This window comes from Catellatospora coxensis (genome assembly GCF_016862635.1).
GTDB classification, from domain to species: domain Bacteria; phylum Actinomycetota; class Actinomycetes; order Mycobacteriales; family Micromonosporaceae; genus Catellatospora; species Catellatospora coxensis.
In genome coordinates this window covers 89,745-116,384 of record NZ_BONI01000014.1, presented here as the reverse complement: position 1 = coordinate 116,384, position 26,640 = coordinate 89,745, and the positions used below count along the sequence as shown (strand labels likewise).

Here is a 26,640-nt window from a genome sequence, read left to right as displayed (position 1 = left end):
AACTGCCGGCAGGCGGTGGCACCTGACGTGGTGCCACCGCCTCTCACCGGTTGCCGCGCGCCGTGCCGTTCATCAGGGACGAGGCCTGGTTGCGCATGCCACCGGGGTTCTCCTCGTAGATGCAGTCGTCACCCCGGTTGCCGTCGGAGTTGAACCAGGCGCATTGCACGCTGTGGTTGTCGGCGTAAGGTCCCGCCCAGGCCCATAGACAGCCGCTCCCGTCGGCGGACGGGCATGTCCGCTGCCCGCTGCCCGCGTGCGCGGCCGCAGGACTCAGCAGTGCACTGACGCTGTCGCCTCAGCGGCTTTCGACCTGCGCGGAGGCCATGGCCCGGCCGTTGCCGTTGTCTTGGCTGGTCGGGCTCGACGACGGCTGGACGGCCGACGGGGAGACCTGCGGTGGCGGTGACGCCGACGCCGGTGGGGCCGGATCGTCGGCCCGGCCACTGGGCGGTGCTGTCCGGATGCCCGGACGGGGGTCTGTCGCCACCGTGGCGCCGCCGGTCGTCGGCAGCGGCAGCAGGCTGCCCGACATGCTCAGCAGGGTCGGCGTGCAGGAACGGCCGGCCAGCGTGAACGTGGTGGGCAGCGCGTGGGCGCCGGTGTACGTGCCGCTGACGGTCATCGTGGTCGACTTGCCGGCGTCCAGTGCCCGGACGGTGTCGTTGGTGGCGGTGCCGTCGTGCTGCGTCCAGCCGTGGGCGGCGTCGATGCGCTGCTTGGCCGGGACGGCGAACGCGACAGGCCCGCTGACCGGAGTGTCGGCGGTGTTGGTGACGGTGAGGCCCGCGCGGTAACGGCCTCGGCCTACGGACAGCAGCCGGTACACCGCCGTGCAGTCGGCGGCGCCCGCCTGCGGCGACGGCGCGGGGCCGACCTGCGGCGCATCGGCCCGGGTACTCATCACCCAGCCAGCGCCCGCGGCGGCGAGCGCTGCCGCGGCCACCGCGGCGGCCAGGTGTCGGCGGCGCCGGCGGGGGTCGGTCGGCCGCCAGGGCAGGATGTGCGTGGGTGCGTCGTCGCCTTGCGAGGCGGCGGGTACGAGGGCCGGGATCTGCTCGGGCGTGTGGGTCCGCAGCGTGTCGGCGAGTTCGGCGGCGGTCGGCCGCTGCTGCGGCTGCTCGGCCAGGCAGGCGGTGACCAGCGCCGCGAGCGGCGCCGGGAGGCCCGGCACCGGCGGCAGCGGAGCGGGCGGGCGCAGCCGCGGTGCGGTCATCAGCGCGACGGCGCTGTCGGCCCGCCAGGGCAGGCGGCCGGCGAGCATCCGGTACAGCAGCACCCCGAGGGCGTACACGTCGGCGGCGGGTTGCACGGGCCGGCCGTCGAGGCGTTCGGGTGACACGTAGGCGGGGGTGCCGATGAGCTGGCCGTCGGGGTCGTACTCGGCGCTGCCGGGCGGGGCGCACAGCTCGAAGTCGATGAGCTTCACGCCGTACGCGGTGAGCAGGATGTTGCCGGGGGCGATGTCGCGGTGGACGATGCCGCGGGCGTGTGCGGCGGCCAGCCCGTCGGCGGTCTGCGCCCCGATCCGCGCGGCCTGCTGCCAGGGCAGGTCGGCGTGGTCGGCCAGCAACCGGGTGAGGGGGGCGCCGTCGATGAGTTCCATGACCAGGTACGCGGCGCTCAGTTGGCTGCCGTGCCGGACCAGGGCGTAGTCGTAGACGTCGGCGAGGTTCGGGTGGCGCAGCCTGGCCAGCGCCTGGGCTTCGACCTGGAGGCGGTTCAGCGCGGCCTCGTCGTCGAGCAGTTCGGTTCTGAGGAGTTTGACGGCGACCATCCGGCCCAGTCGCTCGTCGCGGGCGTGCCAGACGGTGGCGCTGCCGCCGCGTCCGGCGGGTTCGGTGAGCAGGTAGCGGTCCTCCAGCAGGGTTCCTGCCTGCCACGACGACGTTGCCGTGCCGGTCATCGGGGTCCTCCGGGGTGGTCGGCGATCGCCTCGACGCGCCGAACGGCTTCCTCGCAGAACGGCGGCACCCCGCGGACAGTGGTCGGCGGGGCGCCGCCGGCCTGTCAGATCTCGGTGTGCTCCTCGACCCGGCGGTACTCGGCCGGCGCGCTGACGGTCCGGGCACGGTTGCGCGGTCCCCAGATCAGGGCGGTGAACAGCAGGCCGAGCACGCCGCCGATCATGAAGATCCAGCCGATCACGTCGATGTCGATGCCGGCGATGTCGAAATCGAGCGCGAACGTGAAGATCGCGCCGAGCACGATGAGGAAGATGCTTGCGCCGATACCCATGGTGGTCACCTCCAAGGCTGGCCGCGGGTTCGCGGCTACAACCCGCCGATACCCCCCACCTGGGGCCGGAAACCGCCCGAGCTCACCATCCGGGCGGCTGACCTGCGATCGCGCCTGCCCGGACGCTGTCCGGCGTTGGGCTTGTCACAAAGCAGTGACGCATTCGGCGTCTGGGACGCTAATGTCCGCGCCGCTCAGGCCGCCGTGCGGGCGGCTTCGAGGCCCGCGACGACGGCTTCGAGTTGCGGGCGCTTGTCGGCCGGCGCGACGAAGCCGACGAACGGGCCGCCCTCGAACGACAGCATCACCGAGACCAGCTGCTCGCGTTCACTGCTGAACAGGCGTACCCGGCGGTCGATGTCCTGCCACGTCGCGCTCCGGAACGACGACGCCGGCACGCGGGTCTTCGACTGTCCGCCGTGCAGCTTCTCGAACCACTCCCCGTCGAGCACGAGCCGCTCGTTGGACTGACCATCCACAGACAACACCAGCGCAGCGTAGCCAGCGGATCTTCACCACGCCATCGACCGGTCAGCGGGCGGCCGGCAACGGAGAGACGATGGCCGCGCCCACCGTCGGGTGCCTGACGTTCTCGGCCTGGGCGACGGCGGCAGACCTCATGAGACCCGCCGGATCACCGCATCGGCGGCGTCGTGGTACCACTCGCCGGATCTGTCCTGCGGCCGGTGCCGCGGGAGGCAGGACAGCAGGTACAGCAGGACACCCGGGCCCGCGAAGACGACACCGAGCACGATCAGCATCGCCACGTCGGTATGGGGTTCGATGGTGGCGGCTTCCCGCGGGTGCGCCCATCCAGCGGGATCGGCCAGCACCTCGACCTCGCCGCCCACGTCGTGCTGGTTCGGGGTACGCAACACGCCGGCCAGCGGCGTTCCCGCCGGATCGGCGATCCGGTAGAGGTAGTCCCCCCACTGGTCGCGGTCACCGTCGCGGCCCAGTTCTCGCGTCACCGTCGCGGTGACCGGCTCGCCACGTTCCACCAGCAACGCGGCCGAGACGGTCAGCATCATCATGACCTGCGCGAAGAACACCACCACCCAGGCCACGCCCGCCAGCAGGAAGCGGCCGCCCTCATCGCATCCCAGCAGGATCGCGACCGCCATCGGCACCAGCGAGAGCGCGAGAATCACCGGAACCTGCAGGTGATTTCCACCCGGGTCCAGCCCGTGCACGGTGCCCATGAACGCGCACGCCAGCAGTGTCGCCGCCACGACGGCAGCGATCACCACCAGCCGGTGGAGCACCCGCACGATCACCCCCGCAGGGTATCGGCAGCGATCAAACTTCCTGCCGAGCCTGGGTGCCAGTCTCCCGACCAGTGGTCTGCGATCCGCGCCGGGAGGGTCGGCCAGCCGGTCATCCCCCACGTCTTCCCGGACGGCGGCTTCCGCCTCTACACGACCGCCGACCTGCGAACCGGCACGCTCGGGCACCCGCCGGAGATGACGCTGTGCGTTCGGCCGGGTGACCTGGCGTTTGTCGGCAAGGCATGCCTGCCGTCGACACTAGACGGCGGGCCGGCGTTGCTTGTCCCGGGTGTAGACAACCGCGGGTTTTCCTTCGCCGGGATGGCGGCGCTCCACTTCGAACAGGCTCGTCGCGGCCATCAGCGCGCTGAGTTTGGCGTAGCCGTAGTTGCGGGAGTCGAAGTCCGGGCGTTGTTTGGTGATGATGTGGCCGACGCTGGCGAGGTCGGCCCAGCCGTCGTCGTCGGAGGCTGCTTCGATCGCGTTGCGCAGCTGGTCGGTCAGCACCGTGTCGTCCGCGAGCTGCATCGACGGAGCCACCGGACGGGGTTTGGGCACCGCGTCGGCTCGGACGGCCGGGAGCTGGGGGTAGGTGAGATTCTCGGTGTAGATGAACTTGTCGCAGGCCGCGACGAACGGTTTCGGTGTCTTGCGCTCGCCGAAGCCGTACACGGTGCGGCCGGATTCGCGGATGCGCGCGGCCAGGCGGGTGAAGTCGCTGTCGCTGGAAACTATGCAGAATCCGTCCAGCCGCCCCGTGTACAGCAGGTCCATCGCATCGATGATCATCGCGGCGTCGGTGGCGTTCCTGCCGTTGGTGTAGGCGAACTGCTGTATCGGCTGGATCGACTGAGCGAGCAGCCGCTCTTTCCAGCCCTTCAGGCTCGGGCCGGTCCAGTCCCCGTAGGCGCGTTTGACATGCGCGGTGCCGTACTTGGCGACCTCGGCCAACAACGCCTCGACGATCGCGGCCTGCGCGTTGTCGGCGTCGATGAGAACGGCGAGTTTGGCGGCGCTGGGGTTGGCAGTGACCATGCTGCTCCGTCCGTGGTGGGAAGGCGCCCGGGCGTGTCGGCCGCCGGTCGGCACGGCGAGCAGGTCTCACCGGAACCGGGCGGGTGCGGGGACGCGCGGGCACGGCGGCCTCCGTGGTGACGATCGCCGGCTACACCTTCGCCGCTGCGGCGCGGTTCGTGCTCGTGGCGTCGGCGACGCGACAGCCACAGCGGACCGGGCCGCTGCGGCCGTCCGCGCCGTCACACCGCGACGGGAATGGTCTCCACGTGCTGGTCCTTGTTGTAGAGGAACGTGACGCCCCCGGTGGCGAAGTTCGGCACATCCTCGACCGCTGCCCGGCCTTCGGGGCTGTCCAGGATCGCCTCCAGGTCCGCGCGGGTGTCGGCGTGCAGGCCGACGATGAGGTGATAGGGCGGTCGCTCGCCGGGCGCCGCCGCCTCGCAGTGTCCGATGGTCCATCCCTTGAGGCCCCGCATCCTGCGGGCGATGGGCAGGCCGAGCAGCAGGGTGCCGGGCGGGTAGGCCCGTCGGCGTGCGGGACGTCCGACCGATACCCGCAGGACGCTGCCGTCGGGACACGTCACCGCCCATGCGCCGTGACCTGCCGGCCGCACGGCGTGCAACCGGTCCGCTTCTGCCGCCGCGGCCAGGCTGTCCAGCACGCCCTCGGCGATCTCGGCGACATCGTCGTCGGCGCAGACGACCTGGAAGCCAGCCGCGTCGGCCTGCTGCCGATCCGTCGCCGTGTTCGCTGTCGTCACAGGAGCAGGCTAGAGATCCGCTACGCAAGGTAGTGAAATGAACACGTTACGCCGCGCCGCCGGCGCGTGAGCGGAGGCGCGACCTCCGGCGGGAACGAACGCCTGACGTGCAGGGCCAGAGCGCTGTTGACAGTCGACAGACCGGGTCCTACAGTTCTTCTCAGTTCGAGTTAATCTCTGATCGAGAAGGACAATGCGATGGTCACCGAGCGCGAGTTCCTCGACGGCTACGACCCACGGGCCTACCCGGCCGTCGCGGTCACGGTCGACGTCGTCACGCTGACCATCCGCGACGGTGTGCTGCACGTGCTGCTGGTGGAGCGCGGCGAGCAGCCCCACGCCGGCCGGCTCGCCCTGCCGGGCGGTTTCGTCCGCGAGGAGACGCTCGACGAGGCGGCGCTGCGCGAACTCGCCGAGGAGACCGGCATCCTTCCCCGCGTACACCTGGAACAGCTCGCCACGTTCGGCGATCCGGGCCGCGACCCGCGCATGCGGGTGATGTCGGTGGCCTACCTCGCCTTCGCGCCGCGCCTGCCCGAGCCGACCGTCGGCGGTGACGCCGCCGCGGCCCGCTGGGTGCCGGTCGCCGCCGCCACCGGCCTCGCGTTCGACCACGACACCATCCTCGCCGCCGGTCTCGAACGCGCCCGCGCCAAAATCGAGTACACGCCGCTGGCGACCGCGTTCGTCGGTGAGGAGTTCACGATCGCGCAGCTGCGCGGCGTCTACACGGCCGTGTGGGGTGAGGAGCCGCACGCGGGCAACTTCCACCGCAAGGTGCTGTCCGTGCCCGGCTTCATCGAGGACACCGGTGCGACGACCCAGCGCGGCGGCGAGCGCGGCGGCCCCCGGTCCAAGCTGTTCCGCGCGGGCGACGCCCGCATCCTGCACCCGGCGCTGCTGCGGCCCTCGGCGGAGGAGCGGCGATGAGCGGCTTCGACGACGCGGTCACGAGGGTGATGGCCGCCCGCTCCCCCGGTGACCTGTTCACCGGCGACGGCGGGCACGCGTACCGAACGCTCGCCAAGGTTTTGCACCCCGACACCGCACCGGCCGGCCGCGCCGCGACCGCGACGCACGCGTTCGCCCGGCTGGCGAATCTGTGGGCCGCGCACCGCGACGGCACGACCATGGTCACGCCCCGCGGCTCCTACCGCGTCGGGCCGCTGGCGCACGCGGGTGACCTCGCCGACCTGTACGCCGTCGACGGCGGCACGGCCCTGCTGAAGCTGCCCCGCCATCCTGCCGACAGCGACCTGATGCGCCGGGAGGTACGCGCCCTGACCCTGCTGCGCAGCCAGGGCGAGGCACGCCACAGCGCCTACGCGCCCCGGCTGATCGACTCGTTCACCCACCGCGACCCCGCCGGCGGCGGCCGGCGCACCGCCACGATCCTCGCCCACCAGGACGGATTCGTGAGCCTGGCCCGCGTCAAGCAGTCCTACCCCGACGGCGTCGACCCGCGCGACGCCGCCTGGATGTGGCGGCGGCTGCTGGTCGCGGTCGGCTACGCCCACCGCGCCGGTGTCGTCCACGGCGCGATCGTCCCCGACCACGTGCTGATCCACCCGGGCGAGCACGGCCTCGCCCTCGTCGACTGGTGCTACAGCGTCACCGAACCCGGCCAGACGGTCCCGGCGCTCGCCCGCGGATACCACGATCTCTACCCGCCCGAGGTCACCGGCAAGCGCCCCGCCAGTGCGGCGACCGACATCCACCTCGCCACCCGGTGCATGACCTGGCTCATGGGCGACCGGACACCGCCGGCCCTGGCCCGGTTCGCCCACGGCTGCACCCTGCCCCACCCGAACGCACGCCCGCACGACGCGTGGCGGCTGCTCGCCGAACTGGACGAGCTGCTCGAAGCCCGCTACGGGCCCCGCACCTTCCGGCCCTTCACCCTCTAAGGAGCAGAACATGGGAAGCGGACGATGGTCCACCGACGTCTACGCCGCCGCGGCCGGCTACCGCGCGGCGACCGGCGCCAGCGCCTTCGCCTACAGCGACTCCGGCGCGCGCACCGTGCACGACGCCCTCAACCCGCACGGCGTCAGGGTCCGCGAAAGCCGCGACAGCGACCAGCACCCGCAGTCGACACCGATCGCGATCCTGTTCGACGTCACCGGGTCGATGGGCTCGGTGCCGCGCGTGCTGCAGACGAAACTGCCGGAACTGTTCGGCCTGCTGATCCGCAAGGGCTACTGCACCGACCCGCAGATCCTGTTCGGCGCGATCGGTGACGCCACCTGCGACCGGGCGCCGCTGCAGATCGGGCAGTTCGAGTCCGACAACCGCACCGACGACGACCTCGGCCGGATCCTGCTCGAAGGCGGCGGAGGCGGCCAGCGCACCGAGTCCTACGAACTCGCCATGTACTTCATGGCCCGGCACACCGCCCTCGACGCGGTGGCGCGTGGTCGGCGCGGTTACCTGTTCATCATCGGCGACGAGATGGCGTACCCGCGGGTCAAGCCCGCCGAGGTGCGCCGCGTCATCGGCGACACGATCGCCGAGCCGATCGGCACCGAGGCGATCGTCGCCGAGCTGCGGCGCAGCTACGACGTGTACTTCATCATGCCCGCGCAGGCCAGCTACACCGGCGACGCCGAGATCCTCGGGTTCTGGCGCAAGCTGCTCGGCCAGAACGTCATCGAACTCGACGACCTCGACGCCGTCTGCGAGACCATCGCCCTCACCGTCGGCCTCGGCGAGGACACCACCGACCTGGACTCCGGCCTGGTCGACCTCGCCGACGCGGGGTCGTCGGCCGGCCCGAGCGTCGGCAAGGCGCTCGCCCCGCTCGGCGGCAGCCGCGGCGCGCTGGTGCGCTCCGCGCTGCCTGCGGGATTCGGCGACCGGACCGCGCCGGTGACCCGGCTGTGACCACGCCCCGCCACGTCATCGTCGTCGACCTCGGCTACGGCGACGCCGGCAAGGGCACCATCGTGGACTGGCTCTGCGCGACCCGGCCGGTGAGCACCGTGATCCGGTTCAACGGGGGCGCGCAGGCCGCCCACAACGTGGTGACGCCCGACGGGCGTCACCACACCTTCGCCCAGTTCGGGTCCGGCACCCTGCACGGGGTCCGCACGCACCTGTCCCGGTTCATGATGGTCGACCCCGTCGCCCTGGCCGCCGAGGCCGGGCACCTGGCCGAGCTGGGCGTGCCGGCGCCGTTCGAGCTGCTCACCGTCGACCGGCGGGCACTGCTGACGACACCGTGGCACCGGGCCGCCAACCGCCGCCGGGAGGCCGCGCGCGGCGACGACCGGCACGGGTCCTGCGGTATGGGCGTCGGCGAGACCGCCGCGTTCGCGCTCGCCCACCCCGACCTGGCCGTACGCGCGGGCGACACCGGGTCCCCGGCCACGCTGAAACGCAAACTGGGCGCGGTCCGGGACGCGCTGACCGCAGAACTCGGCCCGCTCGACGCGCCGCCGGTCGCCGCCGTCGCCGAGGCGTTCCGGTGGTTCGGGGCCGCCGTCCGGCTCGTCCCGTCGTCCCGGCAGGCGCTGGCCGGCCCGTGCGTGTTCGAAGGAGCCCAGGGTGTGCTGCTGGACGAGTGGCGCGGCTGGCACCCGTACACCACCTGGTCCACGACCACCTTCGACAACGCCGAGACGCTGCTGGCCGAGCACGGCGACGACGACGCCCTGCGCCTCGGGGTCGTGCGCACCTACACGACCCGGCACGGCGCCGGGCCGCTCGTCACCGAGGACGCGCAGCTCACGGCGGCGCTGCCGGAGCGGCACAACGGCCACGGGCCGTGGCAGGGCGCGTGGCGGGCCGGGCACTTCGACGCCGTCGCCCACCGCTACGCCGTCGAGGTCTGCGGCGGCGTCGACGCGCTCGCCGTCACCCATCTGGACGCGGCCGAACGGCACGACCTGAAGATGTGCCTGTCGTATGGGCAGCTGGACCGGATCGTGCCGGGCGAGCGCGGCGACCTCGCGTACCAGGAGAAGCTCACCCAGACGCTGAACACCGCCACGCCGGTCTACACCGGGCTCGGCGACGTCGGCGAGGTGCTCGGCGTTCCGGTCGTGGTCACCTCTGATGGCCCGACCTGCGCGGACAAGAGGCCGCCGGCCGCGCGGCCACGGTGACAGCCGTCCGGCGAGCAGATTTGACGCCGGTCGCGGCATAAGTTCCCCCGCTGCCGGGTTGCCGTGGAGAGAAACGCACGAGGGAGTTCACCTGTGGTAAGCGAGTTGCGGCTGGTCGTCACGGCACCCGACTACGACGAGGCGCTGCGGTTCTACCGCGACGTGCTCGGCATGGGCGAGTTGGGCGCGTTCTCGTCGCCGGGCGGGCGGGTCACCATTCTGGACGCGGGGCGTGCGACGCTGGAGCTGGCCGACCCGGCCCATGCCGCGTACGTCGACGAGGTCGAGGTGGGACGCCGGGTGGCCGGGCACATCCGGGTCGCGTTGCAGGTCGACGACGCGGCCGACATGACCGCCGTGCTGGCCGGGAACGGGGCGCAGGTGATCGCGGAGCCGATGCGCACACCCTGGAACTCGCTCAACGCCCGCCTGGAGGGCCCGGCCGGACTGCAGTTGACGATCTTCGAGGAGTTGGACCGGCTCGGCCAAGCCTGACCACGCCGGGTGAGGACCGGACGGCGACCGCGTGTCCCGATTAGACTGCCGGATTCAGCGGATGGTCGGGGATCTCGACGGGGGTTTGGCGATGAGCGACGATCGGATCGAGCGGGCCAGAGACGCCTACGCGCGGACGGTGTACGGCGGGGACACCAGCGCGCTGGGCGAGGCCGAACGGGGCTTGGACGCGGTCGAGGCCGATGCGGCACTGGCGCGTGGGCTGATCCTGCATGCGCGGTTCCAGAGCGCGGCCGCCGACGCCGGGTCACCGCCCGCCGAGGATCCGGCCGAGCTGCCGCTGTTCCAGCGCGCGTTCGAGCTGTACCGGGCGCTGGGCGACATGCGCGGCGAGGCCGAGGCGTTGTTCTGGATCGGTTGCGTCCACCAGTTCATCCGGCGCGACGACGAGACCGCGGTGCCGTACTTCGAGCGGTCCAGCCGGCTGGCCGCACAGACCGGCGACAAGCCGACCCGGGCGGAGGCGCTGCGGCACCTGGGCATCGTGGCGCACGCCGCCGGACGGCTGGACGAGGCGCGCGAGCGGCTGGAGGAGTCGTCCCGCTTGCGCCGCGAGGTGGGGTCGCTGCCGGGCGTGGCTTCCAACATGATCGGGCTGGCCTACATCGCCGCCGCCCAGGACCGTCGCGCGGACGCGCTGGCGACGCTCGACGAGGCGCATGCCATCGCCGGCGCGCACGGTGCGCACGCCATCGTGCGCCACATCGAGCAGGCCAGAACCCGGATCTAGACACAGTGAAGGTGAGCGGGCGTGGGTTTCTGGGGGCGCTTCCTGGTCGGCCGGTCGCAGTCGCCGCTGCCGGAGTTCGCGGCGCTGCGGGACTGCGGCCCGCCGGAGGTGTCGCCGCAGGCGCTGGGGAACGGCTGGTGGCAGGTGAGCTACCAGCGCGCCGGTCCGTCCGCCGGCGCGGCCTTGCCAGCCCTGGCTGTCGAGACGGCGTCGCCGGTGCTGTCGGCGTACGTGTTGGACAGTGACTGCGCGGACGTCGTCGGCGTGACGCCGAGCGGGCGGCGCTGGCACGCCTACCTGCACGAGCACACCGCCGAGGAGTACGGCGCACCGCCCCTGACCCGCCAGCCGGACGAACTGCTGCGGCAGGTGCTGGAGTGGGCCGCCCAGGCGGGACTCGCTCCCGGCCCGCAGGCGGTCGCCGCCGCTCTGGACGCGCACCATACGTTTGTCGAGGAGACCTGGGCCGGGCTGCTGGTGGCGCTCGGCATCGCCGCACCGGTGGAGCCGAGGCCGCGCGACGGAAGTTAGACGTGGAGACCGAACTCCGCGGCGACACGATGTGCGAGGTCGTTCTCGCGGGTCCCGGTGTCCACCCTCAGCGCGGTCAGTCCGAGGTCGGTGGTCTGCCGGGCGAGGCGGTCGGTGAACATGGCGTCGCGCTGCAGCACGTTGCGCAATGCACGCTGCGGGTCGCGGGTCTTGGCGACGAAGCCCCAGGCCGTGCCGCCGCGGGCGTCGAATGCCGCCTGCCGGAAGGGCGGGGTCGCCAGCAGCCACACCGCGTGGCGCGTATCGGTCAACAGCGGTTTGACGAGGTCGGGCAGGAGCCGGAAACCTTCGGCGACGACAGGTCGGCTGGTCGGCAGCTGTAGCAGGTCCGTGACGATCTCGTCGAAGCCTTCGCCGTGGTACCAGTGGAAGGTCTGGAGCATCTCGTCCGGGGTGCGGTCGACCCACCGTTCGTCCATGTCCATGGCGGCGAACCTGCCCAGATACGGGGCGGTGTCGGCCGGCATGCGGCGGGCATGGACGGGCATGACCGCGTCGGTGTCGTAGACGCCGAGCCCATGGCGGCCGGCCAGGCAGCGGGCGATGGTCGTCTTGCCCGACCCGCTGCTGCCACCGATCCAGTAGACGTGGCTCAGCCGCCGCGCCAGCGCGGAACGCATCGATTCCTCCATGGTGGTCGAACGGCCGGAACGGCCGCTCGGCACATCGTCGTGATCACGATCGGCCGGCGGCCGGTGCCTGATCGTGCAGTGGCCACACCTCGACGACTCCGTGCGCGATCGCGCACGGCGTCCCGGACACGGCTTCGATCGCCTCGTCCAGCGAGGCCGCCTCGATGAGGGCGAACCCGGCGACCGGAAGTGCGGCCGACAGGAACGGGCCCTCGGCGACGACCACCCCCGTGGCGTCATGGTTTCGCACCTGTACCGGCGAACCGGCGATCCCCGATGCGGCGCCGGCCTCCCGCAGCCGGGCGTCCTGGGCGTGCGCCCGATCGCGCAGCTCGGCGGCGGTACGGTCGTATCCGGCCTCGTCGCCGTATCCGATGGTCAAGAATTTCGCCATGACGGGGTCCTTCCATGGTGGGTGGTCGCCGGGCCGGACCGGCCGGTGACACCTACCGGTTCACCGCTCAGGCGGGCGGGCAAACCTGAGAACGTAAATGCACGCCTCGACCGGTCCGTCTGGCGTGTGCACCCGGCCGTCAAGGCCGTGCAGGTGATGACGGTTCGGCTTTCCCGGCGCAAGACTGCCGTAGGTCGCCAGCCGGTGAGCCGGGCCGAGATCATCGCTCACCGGACAAGACCATCCACCGCCGCACCGTCCAGCCGGTGACCCATGCCGATGAGTGAAAACGGCGCGTCGCGGGTACGCATGCCGTTGCCCGACCGAGGAGGCCGCGATGAGCCAGACGCCCGAAGAGCCGGAAATCGTCCGCGAGGACGACGAGGCCGAGATTCGCGAGCAGCGGGGACGCACCCCTCACCCGATCGAACCGGCGGAGGGGCCGGACGACCCGGAGTACACCGGCGGCTGACGCGGCGCGCCGCCGGCTCCGTGACCGGTCAGGCGGGGGGCGCCGTCGAGCCGCGGATGACGAGTTCGGTCGGCAGCAGCAGCGGGCTGGCCGGCGCTTCTTCTCGGAACAGCAGGTGCACGGCTTGGGCGCCCTTTTCGTCGTGTGGCTGCCGCACCGTGGTCAGCGCCGGCCGCGCGGTGGCGGCGTCGGGCACGTCGTCGAAGCCGACGACGGACAGCTCGCCGGGAACGGTCAGGCCGTGCTCGATCGCGGCCGAGATCGCGCCGAGGGCGAGCCGGTCGCCCATCGCCAGGATGGCCGTGGGCCGCTGCGGCAGGCCGAGCAGCGCGGCGGCCGCGGCGGCGCCGTGGCGTTCCTCGACTCCGGCGGCCGCGACGACGACGGCCGATCCGCCGGTGTCGAGCGCGGATGCGAGGCCGTCGCGGTAGCCGGCCAGGCGGGCACGGTTGGCGACGTAGTCGGTCGGGGCGGCAAGGCCCTCCGGGGCGATCCCGGGTGCGGAGCCGCGGGCCAGCGGGAAGCTGATGACGCCGTAGTGCCGGTGGCCGAGCGCGGCCAGGTGGGCGGCCGCGGATCGGGCGGCGGCCCGGTCGTCGATGCCCACGTACGGCCGGCCTTCGGCGACCGGGGCGTCGAGGCCGATGACGGGCAGCCGGCGGGCGCGCAGCAGCTCGGTGCGCTCCGGTTCGAGTGGGTCGCAGAACGCGACGAACCCGTCGACCAGTGCCGAGGAGACGATGTCGGGCCGGCCGGGTTCGGTGCGCGGCACGAGGACCAGCGATGAGCCGTGCTCGCCGCAGGCGCGGGCGACTCCGGCCATGGTCAGCCGGGCGGTCGCGTCCTCGAACAGGTACTGCAGCGGCTCGTGGACGATGAAGCCGACGGCTCCGGTCCGCCCGCGGCGGAAGGTGTTGGCGAGCGGGTCGGGTCCGGGATATCCGGCTTCGCGCGCGGCGGCGAGGATCCGGTCGCGCAGCTCGGGCCGCAGCTGGTCGGGCCGGTTGAACGCGTTGCTGACGGTGGCCTGGCTGACGCCGAGGGCGCGGGCCAGGTCGGTCATCCGGGGCCGCGGAGCTGTACCCATGTGATCACTCTCTGAGCTGCGGGTGTCTTCTTATACGTATAACTGAGCTTGTCCGAGCTTTCTGATACGTATAAGTTTAGCTCGTGGCCTCCGCCCCAAGCACCGCCGCCAGCAGGGTCCGCCTGGCCGACTGGTCCCGGCCGGCGGCGGCGTTCGCGGTCAACGGCGTGCTCTACGGCAGCCTGCTGACGCGCTACCCGGAGATCGCGGACCGGGTGGGCGCCGACGAGAGCGAGTTCGGGGCCGCGCTGTTCGCGGCGGCCATGGGCGGCCTGCTCGGCTCGCTCACCGCACCGGCGCTGACCCGGGTCGTGCGGGAGTCGAGCGCGACACTGGTCGCCGGTGCGGGATACGCCCTGTTCGCCGTCGCCGTCGTCTGGGCGCCCGACCTGTTCCTGCTGGCAGCCGCGCTGCTGCTGGCCAACCTGTTCGACGGCGCGCACGACGTGACGATGAACGCCGCCGCGGTCAAGGTGCAGCAGGAGTTCGGCAGCCCGCTCATGGGCCGCATGCACGCCACCTGGTCGCTGTCGCTGACCGGGGCGGGGCTGCTCGGCGCCGCGGCGGTGGGCCTGGGCGTCCCGGTGCTGGTCCACCTCGGCGTGGTGGCGGCCGTCGTCCTCGCGGCGCAGGTCGCGGCGACGTCGTGGCGGCCACGCGCCGACGTCACGCCGGGCAGCCTGCCACCCCCACCCGCCCGGCAGCGGCCGGACGTGCCGGCACAGCGGGGCCGGGCGATCCGGCTGCGGCACCTGCTGCCGGTGCTGGCCGTGGCGGCGCTGGCGGCCAGCTATGTGGAGAGTCCCGGGCAGGAGTGGACCGGGCTGCTGCTCAGCCGGGGCCTGGACGCCGCACCGCAGCTGGCCGCGGTCGCGCCGGTGCTGTTCGCCGCCGGCCTGGTGCTGTCCCGGCTGGTCCTCGACCCCGCCCAGCGGCGGTGGGGTGCACGGACGGTGGCCGCCGGCAGCGGCGTGACGATGGTTCTGGCGGTGCTCGCCGGGTTCGGCGTCACCGTCGCCGAGGGGCCGGCCGGCTGGGTGCTGGTCGCGGTCACCGTGGCGGGGATCGGCGCCGGTCCGGTGTTCCCGCTGCTGTTCGGGGCAGGTGATCAGCTCTCGGTGCGGCACGGCATCCCGGCCGCGCGTACGGCGTCGATGGTCTCGGCCCTGTCCCGGGTCGGCGCGATCTCCGCGCCGGTCGTGGTGGGCCCGCTCACCGAGGCGTTCGGGATGGCGATGGTGTTCGCCGTCATGGCCACCGGGGCACTGCTGGTGCTGCTCGCGCTGCCGCGCGCGGTCCGGTGACGACAGGCATCACTCGGCGAGAAGAGCGGTCAGACGACCGGCGAACAGCTGCGCCTCGATGTCGCTCACCTCGATGCCCAGCTCGTGGACCAGCGTCCGCTGGGTGCACACCACCCTGTCCTGTTCCCTGACCTCGGCCTCGGGAATCACCACGAGCTCGCCGTCGACCACGGCCAGGACGGGATCGGTGTCCCGGGACCGCGCCAGCACCCGCACATCGTTCGCCGTCACCGTCGTCATGTGCTCACGGTACCGACGGCAGGTCCCCGACCAGGGCCGAATGGCCGCGATCCGGCGCTGCCGACCGGTTCGCCCGCCACCATCGGAAAGACGACTCCCCCAGCCTCTGGCCCGACCGCCCGATGGCCGCGACAGTGTATGGATGTTCCGGTTGCTTCGCCGCATCGGCCAGTACGCGTTCTGCCTGATGTTCGTCGGCATCGGGCTCGTCGCGTTCGTCGTGTTCGATCGCGACGACGAGCGATGGTGGGTCGGCCCCGCGTTCGCGGGCGTCGGCGTATTCCTGATGGTCGTGTTCTTCCTGGTCAATCGCTGGCGCGACGGGCGCAACGCCATCCTGGCGCACGGCGTGGACGGCCGTGGCCTGGTGACCGAGGTGAAACCCACCGCACAGTGGGAGAGCAACGACGTGCGCTACTTCCGGTTGACCATGACCGTCGAGGTGCCGGGCCGGGCGCCGTACGCGGCGACCGCACGGCAGCCGTACCACCGGACGCGCTGGGACCGCATCCGCCCGGGCATCGTGGTGCCCGTCCGGGTCCATCCCCGGGATCCCAGCCGCGTCATGGTGGCAGCCGACGTGCTCAACAATCCGAGCCTGCGGCCCGAGCCGAGCTGAAGCCGTCACACGCAGTTCGGGAACCTGGCGCCGACGAGGTTGCAGTTCGTGCCGGGCACCCGGGTGCCGAACTGGTTGAAGAAGCGCAGGTTCCACGTCGTGCCGGTGTCGCGCAGCACGCCGTAGCCGAACCGGTCCACCGTGATCAGCTCGCCGATGGCGACAGCGTCCAGGAGCTTGCCGATCAAGGCGCTGTCCTGCCACGTCTTCGGGTCCAGCTCGGTGCCCGACGCGCCGACGGTCACCACCGGCGGGCGGTGGAACTGCGCACTCGCGTCGAAGGTGAGCAGCTGGTACAGGTGGATGTGGCCGGCCAGGACCAGGTCGATGCGCCGGTCGAGGATGCCGAGGCTGGTCGCCGCGACCGCGTCGGACAGGATCTCGTCGATCCACACCGGGTTGCCGGCCGCGGTCTCGCCGCGCACCGCCCAGATGGGCGTGTGGCTGAGCAGGAAGTTGTCCCCGTCCCGCACGAGGCTGTTGTTCACCTCATTGAACTGCGCGGTGTAGCGGGCGGGCCGCTGGGCCAGGGCGCAGGACGGCGGGTTCGCCTCGTCGGAGGCGCAGGAGGTGTCCACCAGCAGCAGCCCCAGGGTGCCCGCGTCGATGCGTACCGGCCGGCTGAAGTCCTCCGGGTTCGGCGCGCCGCATGCCGTCAGGCTCGGCGTGGGAGCCAGGTAGCGGAACCAGACCTCGCCCGAGCGCCCGCAGGTCTCGTGGTTGCCGCGCACGAACACGAACGGCGCCTGCTCCAGCAGCCGTGCCGCCGGCAGGAAGAAGTCGGCGACCAGGCACCCCCAGGTGTGCATGCTCGGGCTGGTGCCCGGTCCGCCGCAGAACGGCGACGGCGTCGGGCCGGGACGGGACCGGTAGATGTAGTCGCCCAGGTGCACGACCAGGTTCGGCGGCACCGGCTCGGCAGCGGCGCTGGTCGCCACGCGCTGGAACGGCCAGCCCTGCGGCGTGCAGGCCTGCGGTGTGCCGGTCGCGGGGATGCGGCAGCCGGTGTCGCCGATCAGGGCGATGTTCGCCGGGCGCCGGGTCGGCGAGCCGGGCTGGGTCCAGTTCGGCAGCGGTACGGTGCCGCTGGCGTTCGGCCGGACCGGGACGGGGCTGGTCGACACGTCGATGCGGGCCGCGGTGGCGGTGGCGGCGACCCGCCGGGTGCAGACCGTGGCGGTGGCCGGGTAGAGGGCGACGGTGCTTTCGAGGACCATCTGGTGCCGTACCGCCTGGGCGCCGGTGGTGACGACCAGGATCGGGCAGGTGGCCGCAGGGGTGGCGACCCTGACCTGGGCCCCGCCCGGGATCAGCTGGGTCCACGCCCAGGCCTCCTGCGGCGGCGCGCCCGGAGGTGGCGGCGTCGGTGGCGGGGTCGGGCCGTAACCGCCGCCGTCGCCACGGCCACCGGAGCGGCCGCCGTCCTCCACGGCCTGGTCGGGCGAGACAGTCGCCGACGTGAGCACCGCCGCGACCAGCAGACCGGCTATGAGCCCCCACCGCGCAGCATGCCGAGGTTTCTTCACTCTGTCTCTCCTCACGGTCCGGCGATTGTTCGCCGCAAAGCCTCATTTACCCCCTTCGCACAATATTGTGAGTTTTGGGCGATTTCAGAAGTTTCAACGTTTGCGCTGACCACCGGACGAGGGCTTCCCGCGACACAGCATGTGTCTCATGTGGACCCGCTGCGGTCGCTTGCCTGTCTGTTAACAATGTTGCAGGATTACGTCTCGATCACCCTCGATGCCCGGTGGCCGACGGCGCTGTCGGCGTACGTCGCGGACGGCTCTGGAGGTCGCGTGCTGCTCGTCTACTCCGGCCGTCACAAGGCGGCGTCCAGCTGGTCGCGTGCCATCCTGCGGGAGGCCTGCGGCCTGCTCGGCTTGAACATGTTCACCGTCATCGCGCCGGAGCAGTGGGCGCCCTACGGCTCGCTGGCCGAACTCGTCCGGCAGGAACGGGTCGACCTGCTGTCGCTGACCAACATCGCGCAGCAGGACTACGAGACCCTGCCGGAGCGGCGCACCGTCAACGTCATCCGCGACCCGCGCGACATCGTCGTGTCGGGCTACTTCAGCCACCGCAACACCCACGGCGTGCACGCGCTCGGGGTGACCTGGCACGAGCTCATCGACCACCGCAGACGGCTGCTGGAGCTGGACGTCCCGGACGGCCTGCTGGAGGAGATCGAGTTCAGCGGGTACTTCCTCGACCACATGAGCACCTGGGACTACCGCCAGCCGGAGGTCCTGGAACTTCGCATGGAGGACCAGATCAGCGAGCAGGTCGCCGCCTGGACGCAGATCTTCGACCACTACCGGCTGCTGGTGCCGCCGAAGGTGGTCGGCGAGCTGGTCCGCACCGCCGCGGCCCGGTGGCGGCTCGGCGCGCTGCGGGCCGAGCCGGGCAAGGCCAGGCTGCGCCGGGCGCTGCCCGCGTTCACCCTGGACCGGCTGCCGCGCTCGTTTCCGCGGCTCGCGGTGGACCACTACACGTTCACCCGGCTGTCGGACTCGGCTCGCCGGCCCGGTGAGGTCGACGAGATGAACCACTACCGCAAGGGCGTGCCCGGGGACTGGCGCAACCACTTCGACGAGCGCCACCGCAAGGCCTTCCGGTCCAGGTACGGCGACCTCGCCGAACGGCTGGGCTACCCGGCCGATTAGGAGCGCGTGCGCGGCCCGGCCACGCACGCGCTCAAGCCCGGACTCAGTACGGGTTGTACAGCACCCGGTCCTGGCTCTTGACCACGTGCGACGAACCCTCGGCCCGCGGCGCGGGTGGGCCGGTCGGGTTCCAGGATCCGGCGCGCCGCTGGCGGGCATGTCCCACGGCACGGCCGGGATCGGCCAGGCCCTGCTCGAACTGTCGCACCGCACCGGCGAAACCCGCTACCGCAGTGCCGGCGAGCGCGCCTTCGCCTACGAGCGGCACCTGTTCGATCCGGTCCGCCAGAACTGGCCCGACCTGCGTCAGCTCCCCCGACGCGGGAACCGCCGCACGGCGCCGTTCATCAGCACCTGGTGCCACGGCGCGCCCGGCATCGCCCTGTCGCGCCTGCGCGCCTACCGGCTCTACCGGGACGGGACCTGCCGCGACGAAGCCGTCCGGGGCATCGCCACCACCCGCGGGATGCTCAGCGCGTCGCTGGCCGGCCGCACCGGCAACTACTCGCTGTGCCACGGCCTCGGCGGCAACGCCGAGGTGCTGCTGCACGCCGCCGACATCCTCGGCGAGCCGTCGCATACGGCGCTCGTGCGGGACGTCGCCGAGGCGGGCCGGGAGCACCACGACCACCCGGACCGGCCGTGGCCGTGCGGCACCCGCGAAGGGTCCACCCCGGGCCTGATGTGCGGGCTCGCCGGGATCGGGCTGTTCTACCTGCGTCTGCACGATCCCGCCGTCCCGTCCGTGCTGCTGCTGGACCCGGCCGCCTTCGCCCGCGCGGCCTGACCGGGCGGTTCGGGACGGGTTGCGGACGCCGGCCAGGCCTGGATTACCTGTTCCGCGAGATGACCGGGTGGCTGAGGTAGGACAATTCGACTGGGCCGGCGTGCACGACGGCGTGTGCCCAGCGGCCCGGTTCATCGAGGGCTGAGGGGGATCAGTCATGTTCGGAACGCGCGTTTCCGGGGTCGTGCTCGCCGTCGGCATGGCGGCCGGGGCCGTCGGCTGGACGACGGCGCAACGTCCGGCGGACCGGGTGCCGGTCGCCGCCGTGTCCCGGGAGGAACCGCCGCAGGAGACCGTGACGGTCCTGGTCGAGCAGGCGTTGCCGAACGTGCCGGGCAAGACGTTCACCTCGGCGATCGTGGACTTCCCGCCCGGCTCGCGCGCGGTCCCGCACCGCCACGGTGAGGCGTTCGTGTACGCGTACGTCCTGAACGGCGCGGTGCGCAGCCAGCTCGAAGGCCAGCCGGTGCAGACCTACAGTGCGGGCCAGAACTGGGTCGAGCCGCCGGGCGCGCACCACGTGCTCACCGAGAACACCAGTGCCACCGAGCCGGCGAAGCTGCTGGTGGTGTTCATCTCCAACACCGGCGACCAGATCCGGATCCCCGACTGACGGACGGCGGCATCTCGGCCCGTTCTGTCCCGCTCGACCCGCACGGTTCCTGACGGCTGCGCATGATCACCCGGCCCTCCTGGCCCGGCCTGCCGACCGGATGGCAGTATCCGCCTGACAAGGGCGGAACCGCCGTCGCCCGCCGGCACGCGAGCAGGGAGCATCCGAGTGGACCTCGACGCGATGATCGACGACCTCAGGACGCTCGTCGAGGTGGAGTCGCCGTCGCGCGACCACGAGGCGCTGACCGCCTCGGCCAAGACGCTCGCCGCCGTGATCGAGCACCGGCTCGGCGGCCGGGCCGTGCTCGTCGACAGCGCGGCGGGCCCGCACGTGCACTGGAGCGGCGGCGGCGAGCCGCGCGTGCTGATCCTCGGCCACCACGACACCGTGTTCCCGCTCGGCACGCTGCGGCGGCGTCCGTTCCGGGTCAGCGACGGGCGCGCTACCGGGCCCGGGGTCTTCGACATGCTCGGCGGCCTGGTGCAGGCCGTCCACGGCGTGGCGGCGCTGCCCGACCGGTCCGGGGTGGAGATCCTGGTGAGCGCTGACGAGGAGGTCGGCTCCGGCAGCTCCCGGGCCCTCATCGAGCAGCGGGCACTGGCCTGCGGCGCGGTGCTGGTGCTCGAGGGCGCGGCCGACGGCGGCGGCCTCAAGACCGGCCGCAAGGGCTGCGGCACGTTCCAGGTCACGGTCACCGGCCGGGCCGCGCACGCCGGGCTGGAACCCGAGTCGGGTGTCAACGCCCTGACCGAGGCCGCGCACCAGGTGCTCGCCATCGCGGCGATCGGCCGGCCCGACCTGGGCACGACCGTCACCCCGACCGTCGCCTCGGCCGGCACCACCGACAACGTCGTGCCTGCCGAGGCGAGGATCGTCGTCGACGTACGGGTCGAGACACCGGCCGAGGCCGACCGGGTCACGGCCGCGTTCGCGGCGCTCACCCCGCGGCTGCCCGGTGCCACGGTCACGGTCACCGGGGGCGTCGACCGGCCGCCGATGCCCGAGTCGGCCTCGGCGGAGCTGTTCGCGCTGGCCCAGCAGCTGATGCCAGGCGTGGAAGGCAGGTCCGTCGGCGGGGGCAGCGACGGCAACTTCACGGCCGCGCTGGGCGTGCCCACTCTCGACGGGCTCGGCGCGGTCGGCGGCGGCGCGCACGCCGACCACGAATACCTGCTGATCGACGCGATGCCGCAGCGGGCGAACCTGGTCACCGGACTGATCGCCGCGATCCGGACGTCGCGGCCCCGGTGACCCGCCCCGGCGCCACCGATCGGGTCACTGGACGTTGCGGATGGTGCCGCCGTCCACGCGCAGGCTCGCGCCGCTGATGTACCCGGCCAGCGGGCTGGCCAGGTACGCCACCGCGGAGGCGATCTCGTCGGGCAGGCCGAAGCGGCCCGTGTCGTTGGGCACCCAGGCCCGCGCCGCCGCCCGCTCGATCTCGGCCAGGTCGCCGGTCCAGCCCCTGGCCGGCGCGACCTGCAGCATCAGCTCGCGTACGCCGTCGACCATGATCGCGCCGGGGGCGACGACGTTGGAGGTGACGCCGCTGCCGGACAGCTCGCGGGCCAGCGACACCGCCAGGTTGTGCCGTGCCGCGAGGGTCGCCGCGTAGTGGGGCTGGTCGGCGGTGGGCTGCCCGGCCAGGCCGCCGCCGATCTGGATGACACGTCCCCAGCCACGCTCGCGCATCGCCGGGACGAGCCGGTGGATCATCCGCACCCCGGAGACGACGTTGACGTCGTACAGGCGTGCCCAGTCGGCCGGGGTGGCCTGGCTCCAGCTGAGGTGGTCGTACACACCGGCGTTGTTGACCAGGATGTCGACGGGTCCATCGGACAGCGCGGCCGTGGCCACGGCGTCGGCTCCGGCGTCGTCGGCCAGGTCGCCGACCGCGATGTCGGCCCGGCCGCCCTCGGCGTGGATGACGTCGGCGACCTTGCGGGCCCGCGCCTCGTCGCGGCCGTGCACGACCACGGCGGCGCCCTCGGCGGCCAGCCTTCGCGCGATCGCCTCGCCCAGCCCGGAGTTGCCGCCGGTGACCAGTGCCCGCCTGCCTGCCAGTTGCAGATCCATGATCCTCACCTTTCACTTGCCCGGATCAGGTATGTCTACGACTGTAGACCTATCTTGAGCAGGGTGTCTACACTGGTAGACATGAGTGTGACCGACCAGCCACGCCGCCGCGACGCCGCGGCCACCCGCGAGGCGATCCTCCGCGCCGCGATCGAGGCCTTCACCCGCGCCGGCTACGACGGCGCGGGTGTACGCGAGGTCGCGGCCGCCGCAGGAGTCACCGCCATGCTGGTCAACCGCTACTTCGGTTCCAAGGAGCAGCTGTTCGCCGAAGCCGTCGACCGGTCGTTCGCCGCGCCCACCGTGGTCGGCGCCGACCCGGCCGCCCTGCCCGCGCAGCTCGCCGCCGCCCTGGTGGCCCGCACCGACCCCGCGTCCGAGCCGCTCAACCCGTACCTGCTCATGCTGCGCTCGGCCGGCAACCCCCGGGCCGCCGAGATCATGCGCGAGGCCATCGGCCGGCACGTCGGCCGTCGACTGACCGGCCTGCTCACCGGCCCGGACGCCGGCGAGCGCGCGGAACTGGTCCTGTCCGTGATCGCCGGCGTATGGCTGATGCGCGACGTGCTCGCCACCCCGGCCCTGACCGGCGCGGACCCCGGTCGGCTCAAGGAACACCTGTCAGGTGTGATCCAGGCGCTGAGCCGGCCCAGCCCCGATCCGGCGTGACCGACGGCGGCTACCAGCCTTCGATGGCCTGGTCCTCGGCGAGCTCGCGCAACCCGTCCGCGATCTCGTTGAGGTAACCCGAGAGCACCTCGTTGTCCAGGGGGCAGTCCCGCCAGTGCGCCTGGGCCTGGTCGAGCAGGGCCAGCAGCCTCGCGTTGCTCACGCTGAGCCGGTCGTCGTGCAGGCTGCCGCGTACGCCGGCCCATTCCCAGTCGACCTCGCCGTCATACCGCTCGCCTTCGCAGATGGCGCGCTGCAGCCCGTAGGCGACGTCGATGTAAGCCTGCCAAGCGGCCTTCTGACGTGTCGTGGTGTCCACGGCCCCGACTCCCCCATGGCTTCCTCGGTACGAAGCGTTCTCTCCGACGGTACGCGGTCGCGGCCGCCCCGCCCCAACGCTCGGACCAGGCAACCGCCGCCGGGAGCAGATGATGCGCCGGGAGAACCGCGTTCGGGGCACGACGGCCGCGGATGTTAGCGGACCGTAAGCGAAAACGTTCACCATCTGCTAACGCGGCCTCCGGATACTTGCCAGGAGCGGTCCGGCGAGGGAGGTCATGTGCGCGTGCTGGTGGTCGACGACGAGGAGCTGATGGCCGGGGCCATCGCCGAGGGCCTGCGGCAGGAGTCCTTCGCCGTGGACGTGGCCCACGACGGCGCGCAGGTGCCGGCCGAACTTGCCACCGGAAGCCACGACGTGCTGATCCTGGGCCTGCCCCGGGCGCACGGCGACGAGCTCTGCCGCCGGGTCGTCGCGGCCGGGACCGGCGTACGGGTGCTGATGCTCACCGTCTTCGTCTCCGAGGCCGACCGGGCCGCCGCGCTGGGTGCCGGCGCCGACGACTGCCTGGGCAAGCCGTTCGTGTTCGCGGAGCTGGTGGCGCGGGTGCGAGCGCTGGGGCCGCGGCTGGTCGGGACGGGTGCCGCGACGGGCCACCGGTCGCCGTGAAGGCGTCCTGGCACGGCAGCCTGCGGGTGCGCCATACCCTCATGTTCGGGCTGATGTTCCTGCTGGCGGGCAGCGTGGTGCTCGGCGGCGTGATGATCCTCGTCCAGAACAGCATGGACTACAGCCTGGCGGTGGTGTTCTCCCGCAAGATCGAGAAGTACAGCCCGGCTGAGGATTTCTGGGTGGCCGACGCGATCGCCACCGACGAGGTCTCCCGGAAGATCATCATGGACTCGATGCGCGAAAACCTCCTGTTCAAGGGAGGGCTGACGCTGCTGGGGGCCAGTCTGGCGGCGACGGCCGGGGCGTGGTGGCTGTCGGGGCGCCTGCTGCGCCCGCTCAACACGATCACCGAGACGGCGCACCGGATCGCCGGGCGCACCCTGCACAAGCGGATCGAGTTGGCCGGTCCGCACAGCGAGGTGAAGAGCCTGGCCGACTCGTTCGACAGCATGCTCGACCGGCTGGACGAGGCGTTCGCGGGGCAGGGCCGGTTCATCGCCAACGCCGCTCACGAGCTGAAGACCCCGATCGCGCTCAGCCGCACCCTGCTCGACGTGGCGATGGCCCGCCCGGACAGCACACCGCAGCTGCAGCGGCTCGGCGAGAACCTGCTCGCGGTCAACCTGCGCCACGAACGGCTGATCGACTCCCTGCTCACCCTGGCCAGGGCCGAGGACGCGGTCACCGACCGGCGGCCGGTCGACCTGGCGCAGCTGGCGGAGTACGCCCTCGACGTCACCGCGAAGGCGGCCGCGGACCAGCAGGTGCAGGTGCAGGCTCAGCTCGCGGCCGCGACGGTGGTCGGCGACCCGCTCCTGCTGGAGCAGCTGATCCGCAACCTGGTCGACAACGCGGTGCGCTACAACCACCGGTACGGCTTCGTGTGGGTGCAGACGCTGGAGGAGGCCCGGCAGGCCGAGATCATCGTGACCAACACCGGCGCGCTGATCTCGCCGCACGAGGTGCCGGCGCTGTTCGAGCCGTTCCGCCGGCTCACCGACCGGGTCGGTTCGGCCCGGGGCAGCGGCCTGGGCCTGTCCATCGTGCGCGCGGTCGCCCAGGCGCACGGCGGTGACGCGCTGGCCATCCCCCGCCCGGACGGGGGCCTTTCCGTGCGGGTGATCCTCCCCCGCGGTGACGCCGCGCGGGCCTGAGTCGCCATCGCCGATCCACTTAGGATCATGTTAACGGAATGTGTGTATTCTCATTAACGCCCGGATAACAACCCTTTTGGTGGACTGTGTACCGAGACGCCGGCGAACCCCTCCGGCGTCGAGCAACCCAGCTCCAAAGGAGAAGTGAATGCCGATCGACGGCAGACGTGTGGGCCGCCGTTCAGGGCGTGGTTTCCGGTACGCGGCACTGGCCGCGTGCGGGCCGTTGCTGGTGGCGATGTTGGCGGCGTGCGGGTCCAGCGATCCCGGGACCACCGCCGAGGCCGACTCCGCCGCCGGCGCCGGTTCCGAAGGCCTGTGGGACGCGTACGACAGGCAGAAGCAGAACCTCGCCAAATGCCTGAACGAGAAAGGCCTGCAGGTCACCTACCTCGGTCACGACACGTTGGCGGACTTCTCGGGCATACCCGATGGCGACCCGAGCCCCGAGATGATCGAGTGCTACGAGAAGTGGCCCGCGCTGGACGCCCCGGTGATGGAGGTGCCCGAGAAGCCGAGCGAGGAGCGGCTGCGCGAGGACCGGGAGATCGCCAAGTGCATGCGCGAGAACGGCGTGCCGGACTGGCCCGATCCCGATCCGAACCCCGCCCCGATCGACGGGGCCACGCTGCGGCAGGCCAAGGAGGACCACAAGGCGCGGATGCAGCAGCCGGCGGTCAAGGCCGCAGCGAAGATCTGCATGCCCGACACCAGCGGCCTGACGGGTGTCGGATGAGCCCGCGCTCGCGCCGGGTGCTGTTCGGAGTCGTCGCCGCCGCGGTGGTCGCCGCGGCGGCGGCGATGTCCGCCGGGGTCTTCTCCGGCGGCGACGACAGCCCGGACGGCGCTCCCACGGTCGACACGGTCCAGGTGACCCGGTCCACGATCACGGCAGCCACGGTCGTCGACGGCGAGATCGGCTTCGGCCGGCCGTCGGCGGTCACCTCCAAGGCGACCGGGACCCTGACCTGGCTCGCCCCCGTCGGCAGCACGGTGAAGCGGGGACAGCCCCTGCTCCGGGCGGACAACAACCCGGTCGTGCTGCTCTACGGCGGGCTGCCGTTCTACCGGGTGCTGGCCGACGGCGCCGAAGGCCCGGACGTCGCACAGCTCGAGAAGAACCTGACCGCGCTGAAGTACACCGGCTTCGAAGCCGACAAGACCTTCTCCGCGTCCACGGCAGCCGCTGTCAAGCGGTGGCAGAGGGACCTCGGGCTGCCGATCACGGGCACCGTCGCGCCGACCGACGTGATCGTCGCACCCGGTCCGCTGCGGGTCGCCACCCACACGGCCCGGCTCGGCGCACCGGCCGCCGGTGACGTCCTCACCGCCGGCCCGACCACCCGCGTGGTCACCGCGCAGGTACCCGCCACCGCACCCGACCTGGTCAAGAAGGGCGTCAAGGCCACCGTCACACTGCCCGACGGCACACCGGCCGAGGCGACGGTGGTCGGTGTGGTGGCGCCCGCCGAAGGCGCCCCGGGGCAGACGCCCGCGGAGCAGGGTCAGCCCAAGGTCACCGTGGAGCTGGACCTGACAGCGGCGACGGAGCCGGAGCCCGGTCCGGTGTCGGTCCGCTTCGTCACCGCCGAGCACGCCAACGTGCTCGTGGTGCCGATCCAGGCGCTGCTGGCCGTCGGCGAGCGCGGCTACGGCGTCGAAGTGCGTGACGGCACGACCAGCCGGATCGTGCCCGTGCAGACCGGGCTGTTCGCCGGCGGCAAGGTCGAGATCAGCGGCGACGGCATCGCCGAGGGCGTCACCGTGGGGGTCGCGCAGTGAAC

The 26,640-nt window shown here is 72.3% G+C and carries 34 protein-coding genes; 19 read left to right on the top strand and 15 right to left on the bottom strand.

Features of this window, described 5'->3' with window-relative positions; genetic code table 11:
• Nucleotides 1-43: 43 nt before the first annotated feature.
• From Cco03nite_RS42810 to Cco03nite_RS10525, 7 genes are all read right to left on the bottom strand, one after another.
• Nucleotides 44-169 (bottom strand): hypothetical protein, encoded by a 126-nt coding sequence (locus Cco03nite_RS42810; protein WP_275412026.1) that lies wholly within the window; start codon nucleotides 167-169, stop codon nucleotides 44-46.
• A gap of 129 nt (nucleotides 170-298) precedes the next feature.
• A complete protein-coding gene (locus Cco03nite_RS10550) occupies nucleotides 299-1,906 on the bottom strand; it encodes a serine/threonine-protein kinase (protein ID WP_203691726.1) in 1,608 nt (535 codons plus the stop codon).
• 104 nt (nucleotides 1,907-2,010) lie between these two features.
• Nucleotides 2,011-2,238 carry a DUF6458 family protein gene (locus Cco03nite_RS10545; RefSeq protein ID WP_203691717.1) on the bottom strand — a complete coding sequence of 76 codons (228 nt, stop codon included), beginning with the start codon at nucleotides 2,236-2,238 and terminating at the stop codon, nucleotides 2,011-2,013.
• A 194-nt stretch (nucleotides 2,239-2,432) separates the two neighbouring features.
• Nucleotides 2,433-2,726, bottom strand: a complete 294-nt coding sequence (locus tag Cco03nite_RS10540; RefSeq protein WP_203691715.1) for a hypothetical protein — start codon at nucleotides 2,724-2,726, stop codon at nucleotides 2,433-2,435.
• 129 nt (nucleotides 2,727-2,855) lie between these two features.
• Nucleotides 2,856-3,692: a DUF3592 domain-containing protein gene (locus tag Cco03nite_RS42285; RefSeq protein WP_239167275.1), complete on the bottom strand. Its 837-nt coding sequence runs from the start codon at nucleotides 3,690-3,692 to the stop codon at nucleotides 2,856-2,858.
• A gap of 72 nt (nucleotides 3,693-3,764) precedes the next feature.
• Nucleotides 3,765-4,541, bottom strand: coding sequence for an NYN domain-containing protein (locus tag Cco03nite_RS10530; RefSeq protein WP_203691713.1), 777 nt, complete (start codon nucleotides 4,539-4,541; stop codon nucleotides 3,765-3,767).
• A gap of 221 nt (nucleotides 4,542-4,762) precedes the next feature.
• Nucleotides 4,763-5,284, bottom strand: a complete 522-nt coding sequence (locus tag Cco03nite_RS10525) for an EthD family reductase (protein ID WP_203691711.1) — start codon at nucleotides 5,282-5,284, stop codon at nucleotides 4,763-4,765.
• Between the two features lie 198 nt (nucleotides 5,285-5,482).
• On the opposite strand from Cco03nite_RS10525, the gene Cco03nite_RS10520 reads away from it, so the two are divergent.
• From Cco03nite_RS10520 to Cco03nite_RS10490, 7 genes are all read left to right on the top strand, one after another.
• Nucleotides 5,483-6,214, top strand: a complete 732-nt coding sequence (locus tag Cco03nite_RS10520; protein WP_203691709.1) for an NUDIX hydrolase — start codon at nucleotides 5,483-5,485, stop codon at nucleotides 6,212-6,214.
• On the top strand, nucleotides 6,211-7,191 hold the full coding sequence (locus Cco03nite_RS10515; RefSeq protein ID WP_203691707.1) for a lipopolysaccharide kinase InaA family protein: 981 nt from the start codon (nucleotides 6,211-6,213) through the stop codon (nucleotides 7,189-7,191). Before Cco03nite_RS10520 ends, Cco03nite_RS10515 begins: the two co-directional genes overlap by 4 nt.
• Nucleotides 7,192-7,201: 10 nt before the next feature.
• Complete coding sequence (locus tag Cco03nite_RS10510) at nucleotides 7,202-8,167, top strand: hypothetical protein (protein ID WP_203691705.1); 966 nt, start codon at nucleotides 7,202-7,204, stop codon at nucleotides 8,165-8,167.
• Nucleotides 8,164-9,390, top strand: a complete 1,227-nt coding sequence (locus tag Cco03nite_RS10505) for an adenylosuccinate synthetase (protein WP_239167274.1) — start codon at nucleotides 8,164-8,166, stop codon at nucleotides 9,388-9,390. Before Cco03nite_RS10510 ends, Cco03nite_RS10505 begins: the two co-directional genes overlap by 4 nt.
• Before the next feature lie 93 nt (nucleotides 9,391-9,483).
• Nucleotides 9,484-9,885: a VOC family protein gene (locus Cco03nite_RS10500; protein WP_239167273.1), complete on the top strand. Its 402-nt coding sequence runs from the start codon at nucleotides 9,484-9,486 to the stop codon at nucleotides 9,883-9,885.
• 91 nt (nucleotides 9,886-9,976) lie between these two features.
• Nucleotides 9,977-10,636 carry a tetratricopeptide repeat protein gene (locus tag Cco03nite_RS10495; protein WP_203691703.1) on the top strand — a complete coding sequence of 220 codons (660 nt, stop codon included), beginning with the start codon at nucleotides 9,977-9,979 and terminating at the stop codon, nucleotides 10,634-10,636.
• A gap of 21 nt (nucleotides 10,637-10,657) precedes the next feature.
• On the top strand, nucleotides 10,658-11,167 hold the full coding sequence (locus tag Cco03nite_RS10490) for a hypothetical protein (protein ID WP_203691695.1): 510 nt from the start codon (nucleotides 10,658-10,660) through the stop codon (nucleotides 11,165-11,167).
• Here Cco03nite_RS10490 and Cco03nite_RS10485 read toward each other — a convergent pair.
• Nucleotides 11,164-11,808, bottom strand: a complete 645-nt coding sequence (locus Cco03nite_RS10485; RefSeq protein ID WP_239167272.1) for a hypothetical protein — start codon at nucleotides 11,806-11,808, stop codon at nucleotides 11,164-11,166. The genes Cco03nite_RS10490 and Cco03nite_RS10485 overlap by 4 nt on opposite strands.
• 55 nt (nucleotides 11,809-11,863) lie before the next feature.
• Nucleotides 11,864-12,214, bottom strand: a complete 351-nt coding sequence (locus Cco03nite_RS10480; protein ID WP_203691693.1) for a YciI family protein — start codon at nucleotides 12,212-12,214, stop codon at nucleotides 11,864-11,866.
• A gap of 337 nt (nucleotides 12,215-12,551) precedes the next feature.
• On the opposite strand from Cco03nite_RS10480, the gene Cco03nite_RS42805 reads away from it, so the two are divergent.
• Nucleotides 12,552-12,686 (top strand): hypothetical protein, encoded by a 135-nt coding sequence (locus Cco03nite_RS42805; protein ID WP_275412025.1) that lies wholly within the window; start codon nucleotides 12,552-12,554, stop codon nucleotides 12,684-12,686.
• A 28-nt stretch (nucleotides 12,687-12,714) separates the two neighbouring features.
• Here the strand turns inward: Cco03nite_RS42805 and Cco03nite_RS10475 are convergent, their stop codons facing one another.
• Nucleotides 12,715-13,773, bottom strand: a complete 1,059-nt coding sequence (locus tag Cco03nite_RS10475; protein WP_239167271.1) for a LacI family DNA-binding transcriptional regulator — start codon at nucleotides 13,771-13,773, stop codon at nucleotides 12,715-12,717.
• 83 nt (nucleotides 13,774-13,856) lie between these two features.
• Between Cco03nite_RS10475 and Cco03nite_RS10470 the strand changes: the two genes are divergently transcribed.
• A complete protein-coding gene (locus Cco03nite_RS10470) occupies nucleotides 13,857-15,077 on the top strand; it encodes an MFS transporter (RefSeq protein ID WP_203691691.1) in 1,221 nt (406 codons plus the stop codon).
• 9 nt (nucleotides 15,078-15,086) lie between these two features.
• Here Cco03nite_RS10470 and Cco03nite_RS10465 read toward each other — a convergent pair whose 3' ends face one another.
• Nucleotides 15,087-15,317: a hypothetical protein gene (locus tag Cco03nite_RS10465; protein ID WP_203691689.1), complete on the bottom strand. Its 231-nt coding sequence runs from the start codon at nucleotides 15,315-15,317 to the stop codon at nucleotides 15,087-15,089.
• 142 nt (nucleotides 15,318-15,459) lie between these two features.
• Between Cco03nite_RS10465 and Cco03nite_RS10460 the strand changes: the two genes are divergently transcribed.
• On the top strand, nucleotides 15,460-15,936 hold the full coding sequence (locus Cco03nite_RS10460; RefSeq protein WP_203691687.1) for a hypothetical protein: 477 nt from the start codon (nucleotides 15,460-15,462) through the stop codon (nucleotides 15,934-15,936).
• Between the two features lie 5 nt (nucleotides 15,937-15,941).
• Here the strand turns inward: Cco03nite_RS10460 and Cco03nite_RS10455 are convergent, their stop codons facing one another.
• A complete protein-coding gene (locus Cco03nite_RS10455; protein WP_203691685.1) occupies nucleotides 15,942-17,462 on the bottom strand; it encodes a metallophosphoesterase family protein in 1,521 nt (506 codons plus the stop codon).
• Between the two features lie 186 nt (nucleotides 17,463-17,648).
• Between Cco03nite_RS10455 and Cco03nite_RS10450 the strand changes: the two genes are divergently transcribed.
• Nucleotides 17,649-18,602: a sulfotransferase family protein gene (locus tag Cco03nite_RS10450; protein ID WP_203691683.1), complete on the top strand. Its 954-nt coding sequence runs from the start codon at nucleotides 17,649-17,651 to the stop codon at nucleotides 18,600-18,602.
• Between the two features lie 43 nt (nucleotides 18,603-18,645).
• Here the strand turns inward: Cco03nite_RS10450 and Cco03nite_RS42800 are convergent, their stop codons facing one another.
• The gene (locus Cco03nite_RS42800; protein WP_275412024.1) at nucleotides 18,646-18,768 is read right to left on the bottom strand and encodes a hypothetical protein; all 123 of its coding nucleotides are present in this window, start codon (nucleotides 18,766-18,768) and stop codon (nucleotides 18,646-18,648) included.
• Here Cco03nite_RS42800 and Cco03nite_RS10445 point away from each other — a divergent pair.
• The 3 genes from Cco03nite_RS10445 to Cco03nite_RS10435 all read left to right on the top strand — a co-directional run bounded on the left by Cco03nite_RS10445 (nucleotide 18,760) and on the right by Cco03nite_RS10435 (nucleotide 21,256).
• Nucleotides 18,760-19,389: a lanthionine synthetase LanC family protein gene (locus Cco03nite_RS10445; protein WP_203691681.1), complete on the top strand. Its 630-nt coding sequence runs from the start codon at nucleotides 18,760-18,762 to the stop codon at nucleotides 19,387-19,389. The two genes, Cco03nite_RS42800 and Cco03nite_RS10445, sit on opposite strands and share 9 nt — an antisense overlap.
• Nucleotides 19,390-19,546: 157 nt before the next feature.
• Entirely contained in the window at nucleotides 19,547-20,002 is a 456-nt protein-coding gene (locus tag Cco03nite_RS10440) for a cupin domain-containing protein (RefSeq protein WP_203691680.1), read from the top strand.
• Between the two features lie 168 nt (nucleotides 20,003-20,170).
• A complete protein-coding gene (locus Cco03nite_RS10435) occupies nucleotides 20,171-21,256 on the top strand; it encodes a M20 family metallopeptidase (RefSeq protein WP_239167270.1) in 1,086 nt (361 codons plus the stop codon).
• Nucleotides 21,257-21,280: 24 nt separating this feature from the next.
• Here Cco03nite_RS10435 and Cco03nite_RS10430 read toward each other — a convergent pair whose 3' ends face one another.
• Nucleotides 21,281-22,081, bottom strand: a complete 801-nt coding sequence (locus Cco03nite_RS10430; RefSeq protein ID WP_203691678.1) for an SDR family NAD(P)-dependent oxidoreductase — start codon at nucleotides 22,079-22,081, stop codon at nucleotides 21,281-21,283.
• An 81-nt stretch (nucleotides 22,082-22,162) separates the two neighbouring features.
• Between Cco03nite_RS10430 and Cco03nite_RS10425 the strand changes: the two genes are divergently transcribed.
• Nucleotides 22,163-22,750, top strand: coding sequence for a TetR/AcrR family transcriptional regulator (locus tag Cco03nite_RS10425; RefSeq protein ID WP_203691676.1), 588 nt, complete (start codon nucleotides 22,163-22,165; stop codon nucleotides 22,748-22,750).
• 10 nt (nucleotides 22,751-22,760) lie between these two features.
• Here the strand turns inward: Cco03nite_RS10425 and Cco03nite_RS10420 are convergent, their stop codons facing one another.
• Nucleotides 22,761-23,069 carry a hypothetical protein gene (locus Cco03nite_RS10420; RefSeq protein ID WP_203691674.1) on the bottom strand — a complete coding sequence of 103 codons (309 nt, stop codon included), beginning with the start codon at nucleotides 23,067-23,069 and terminating at the stop codon, nucleotides 22,761-22,763.
• Between the two features lie 240 nt (nucleotides 23,070-23,309).
• Between Cco03nite_RS10420 and Cco03nite_RS10415 the strand changes: the two genes are divergently transcribed.
• The 4 genes from Cco03nite_RS10415 (at nucleotide 23,310) to Cco03nite_RS10400 (ending at nucleotide 26,638) form a co-directional block, all read left to right on the top strand.
• Nucleotides 23,310-23,699, top strand: coding sequence for a response regulator transcription factor (locus Cco03nite_RS10415; RefSeq protein ID WP_203691672.1), 390 nt, complete (start codon nucleotides 23,310-23,312; stop codon nucleotides 23,697-23,699).
• Nucleotides 23,700-23,725: 26 nt separating this feature from the next.
• Nucleotides 23,726-24,856 (top strand): sensor histidine kinase, encoded by a 1,131-nt coding sequence (locus Cco03nite_RS10410; protein ID WP_239167269.1) that lies wholly within the window; start codon nucleotides 23,726-23,728, stop codon nucleotides 24,854-24,856.
• A gap of 148 nt (nucleotides 24,857-25,004) precedes the next feature.
• On the top strand, nucleotides 25,005-25,592 hold the full coding sequence (locus tag Cco03nite_RS10405) for a hypothetical protein (RefSeq protein WP_203691670.1): 588 nt from the start codon (nucleotides 25,005-25,007) through the stop codon (nucleotides 25,590-25,592).
• Entirely contained in the window at nucleotides 25,589-26,638 is a 1,050-nt protein-coding gene (locus Cco03nite_RS10400) for a peptidoglycan-binding protein (protein WP_203691668.1), read from the top strand. The genes Cco03nite_RS10405 and Cco03nite_RS10400 overlap by 4 nt, the downstream gene beginning before the upstream one ends.
• The last annotated feature ends 2 nt before the right edge of the window (nucleotides 26,639-26,640 follow it).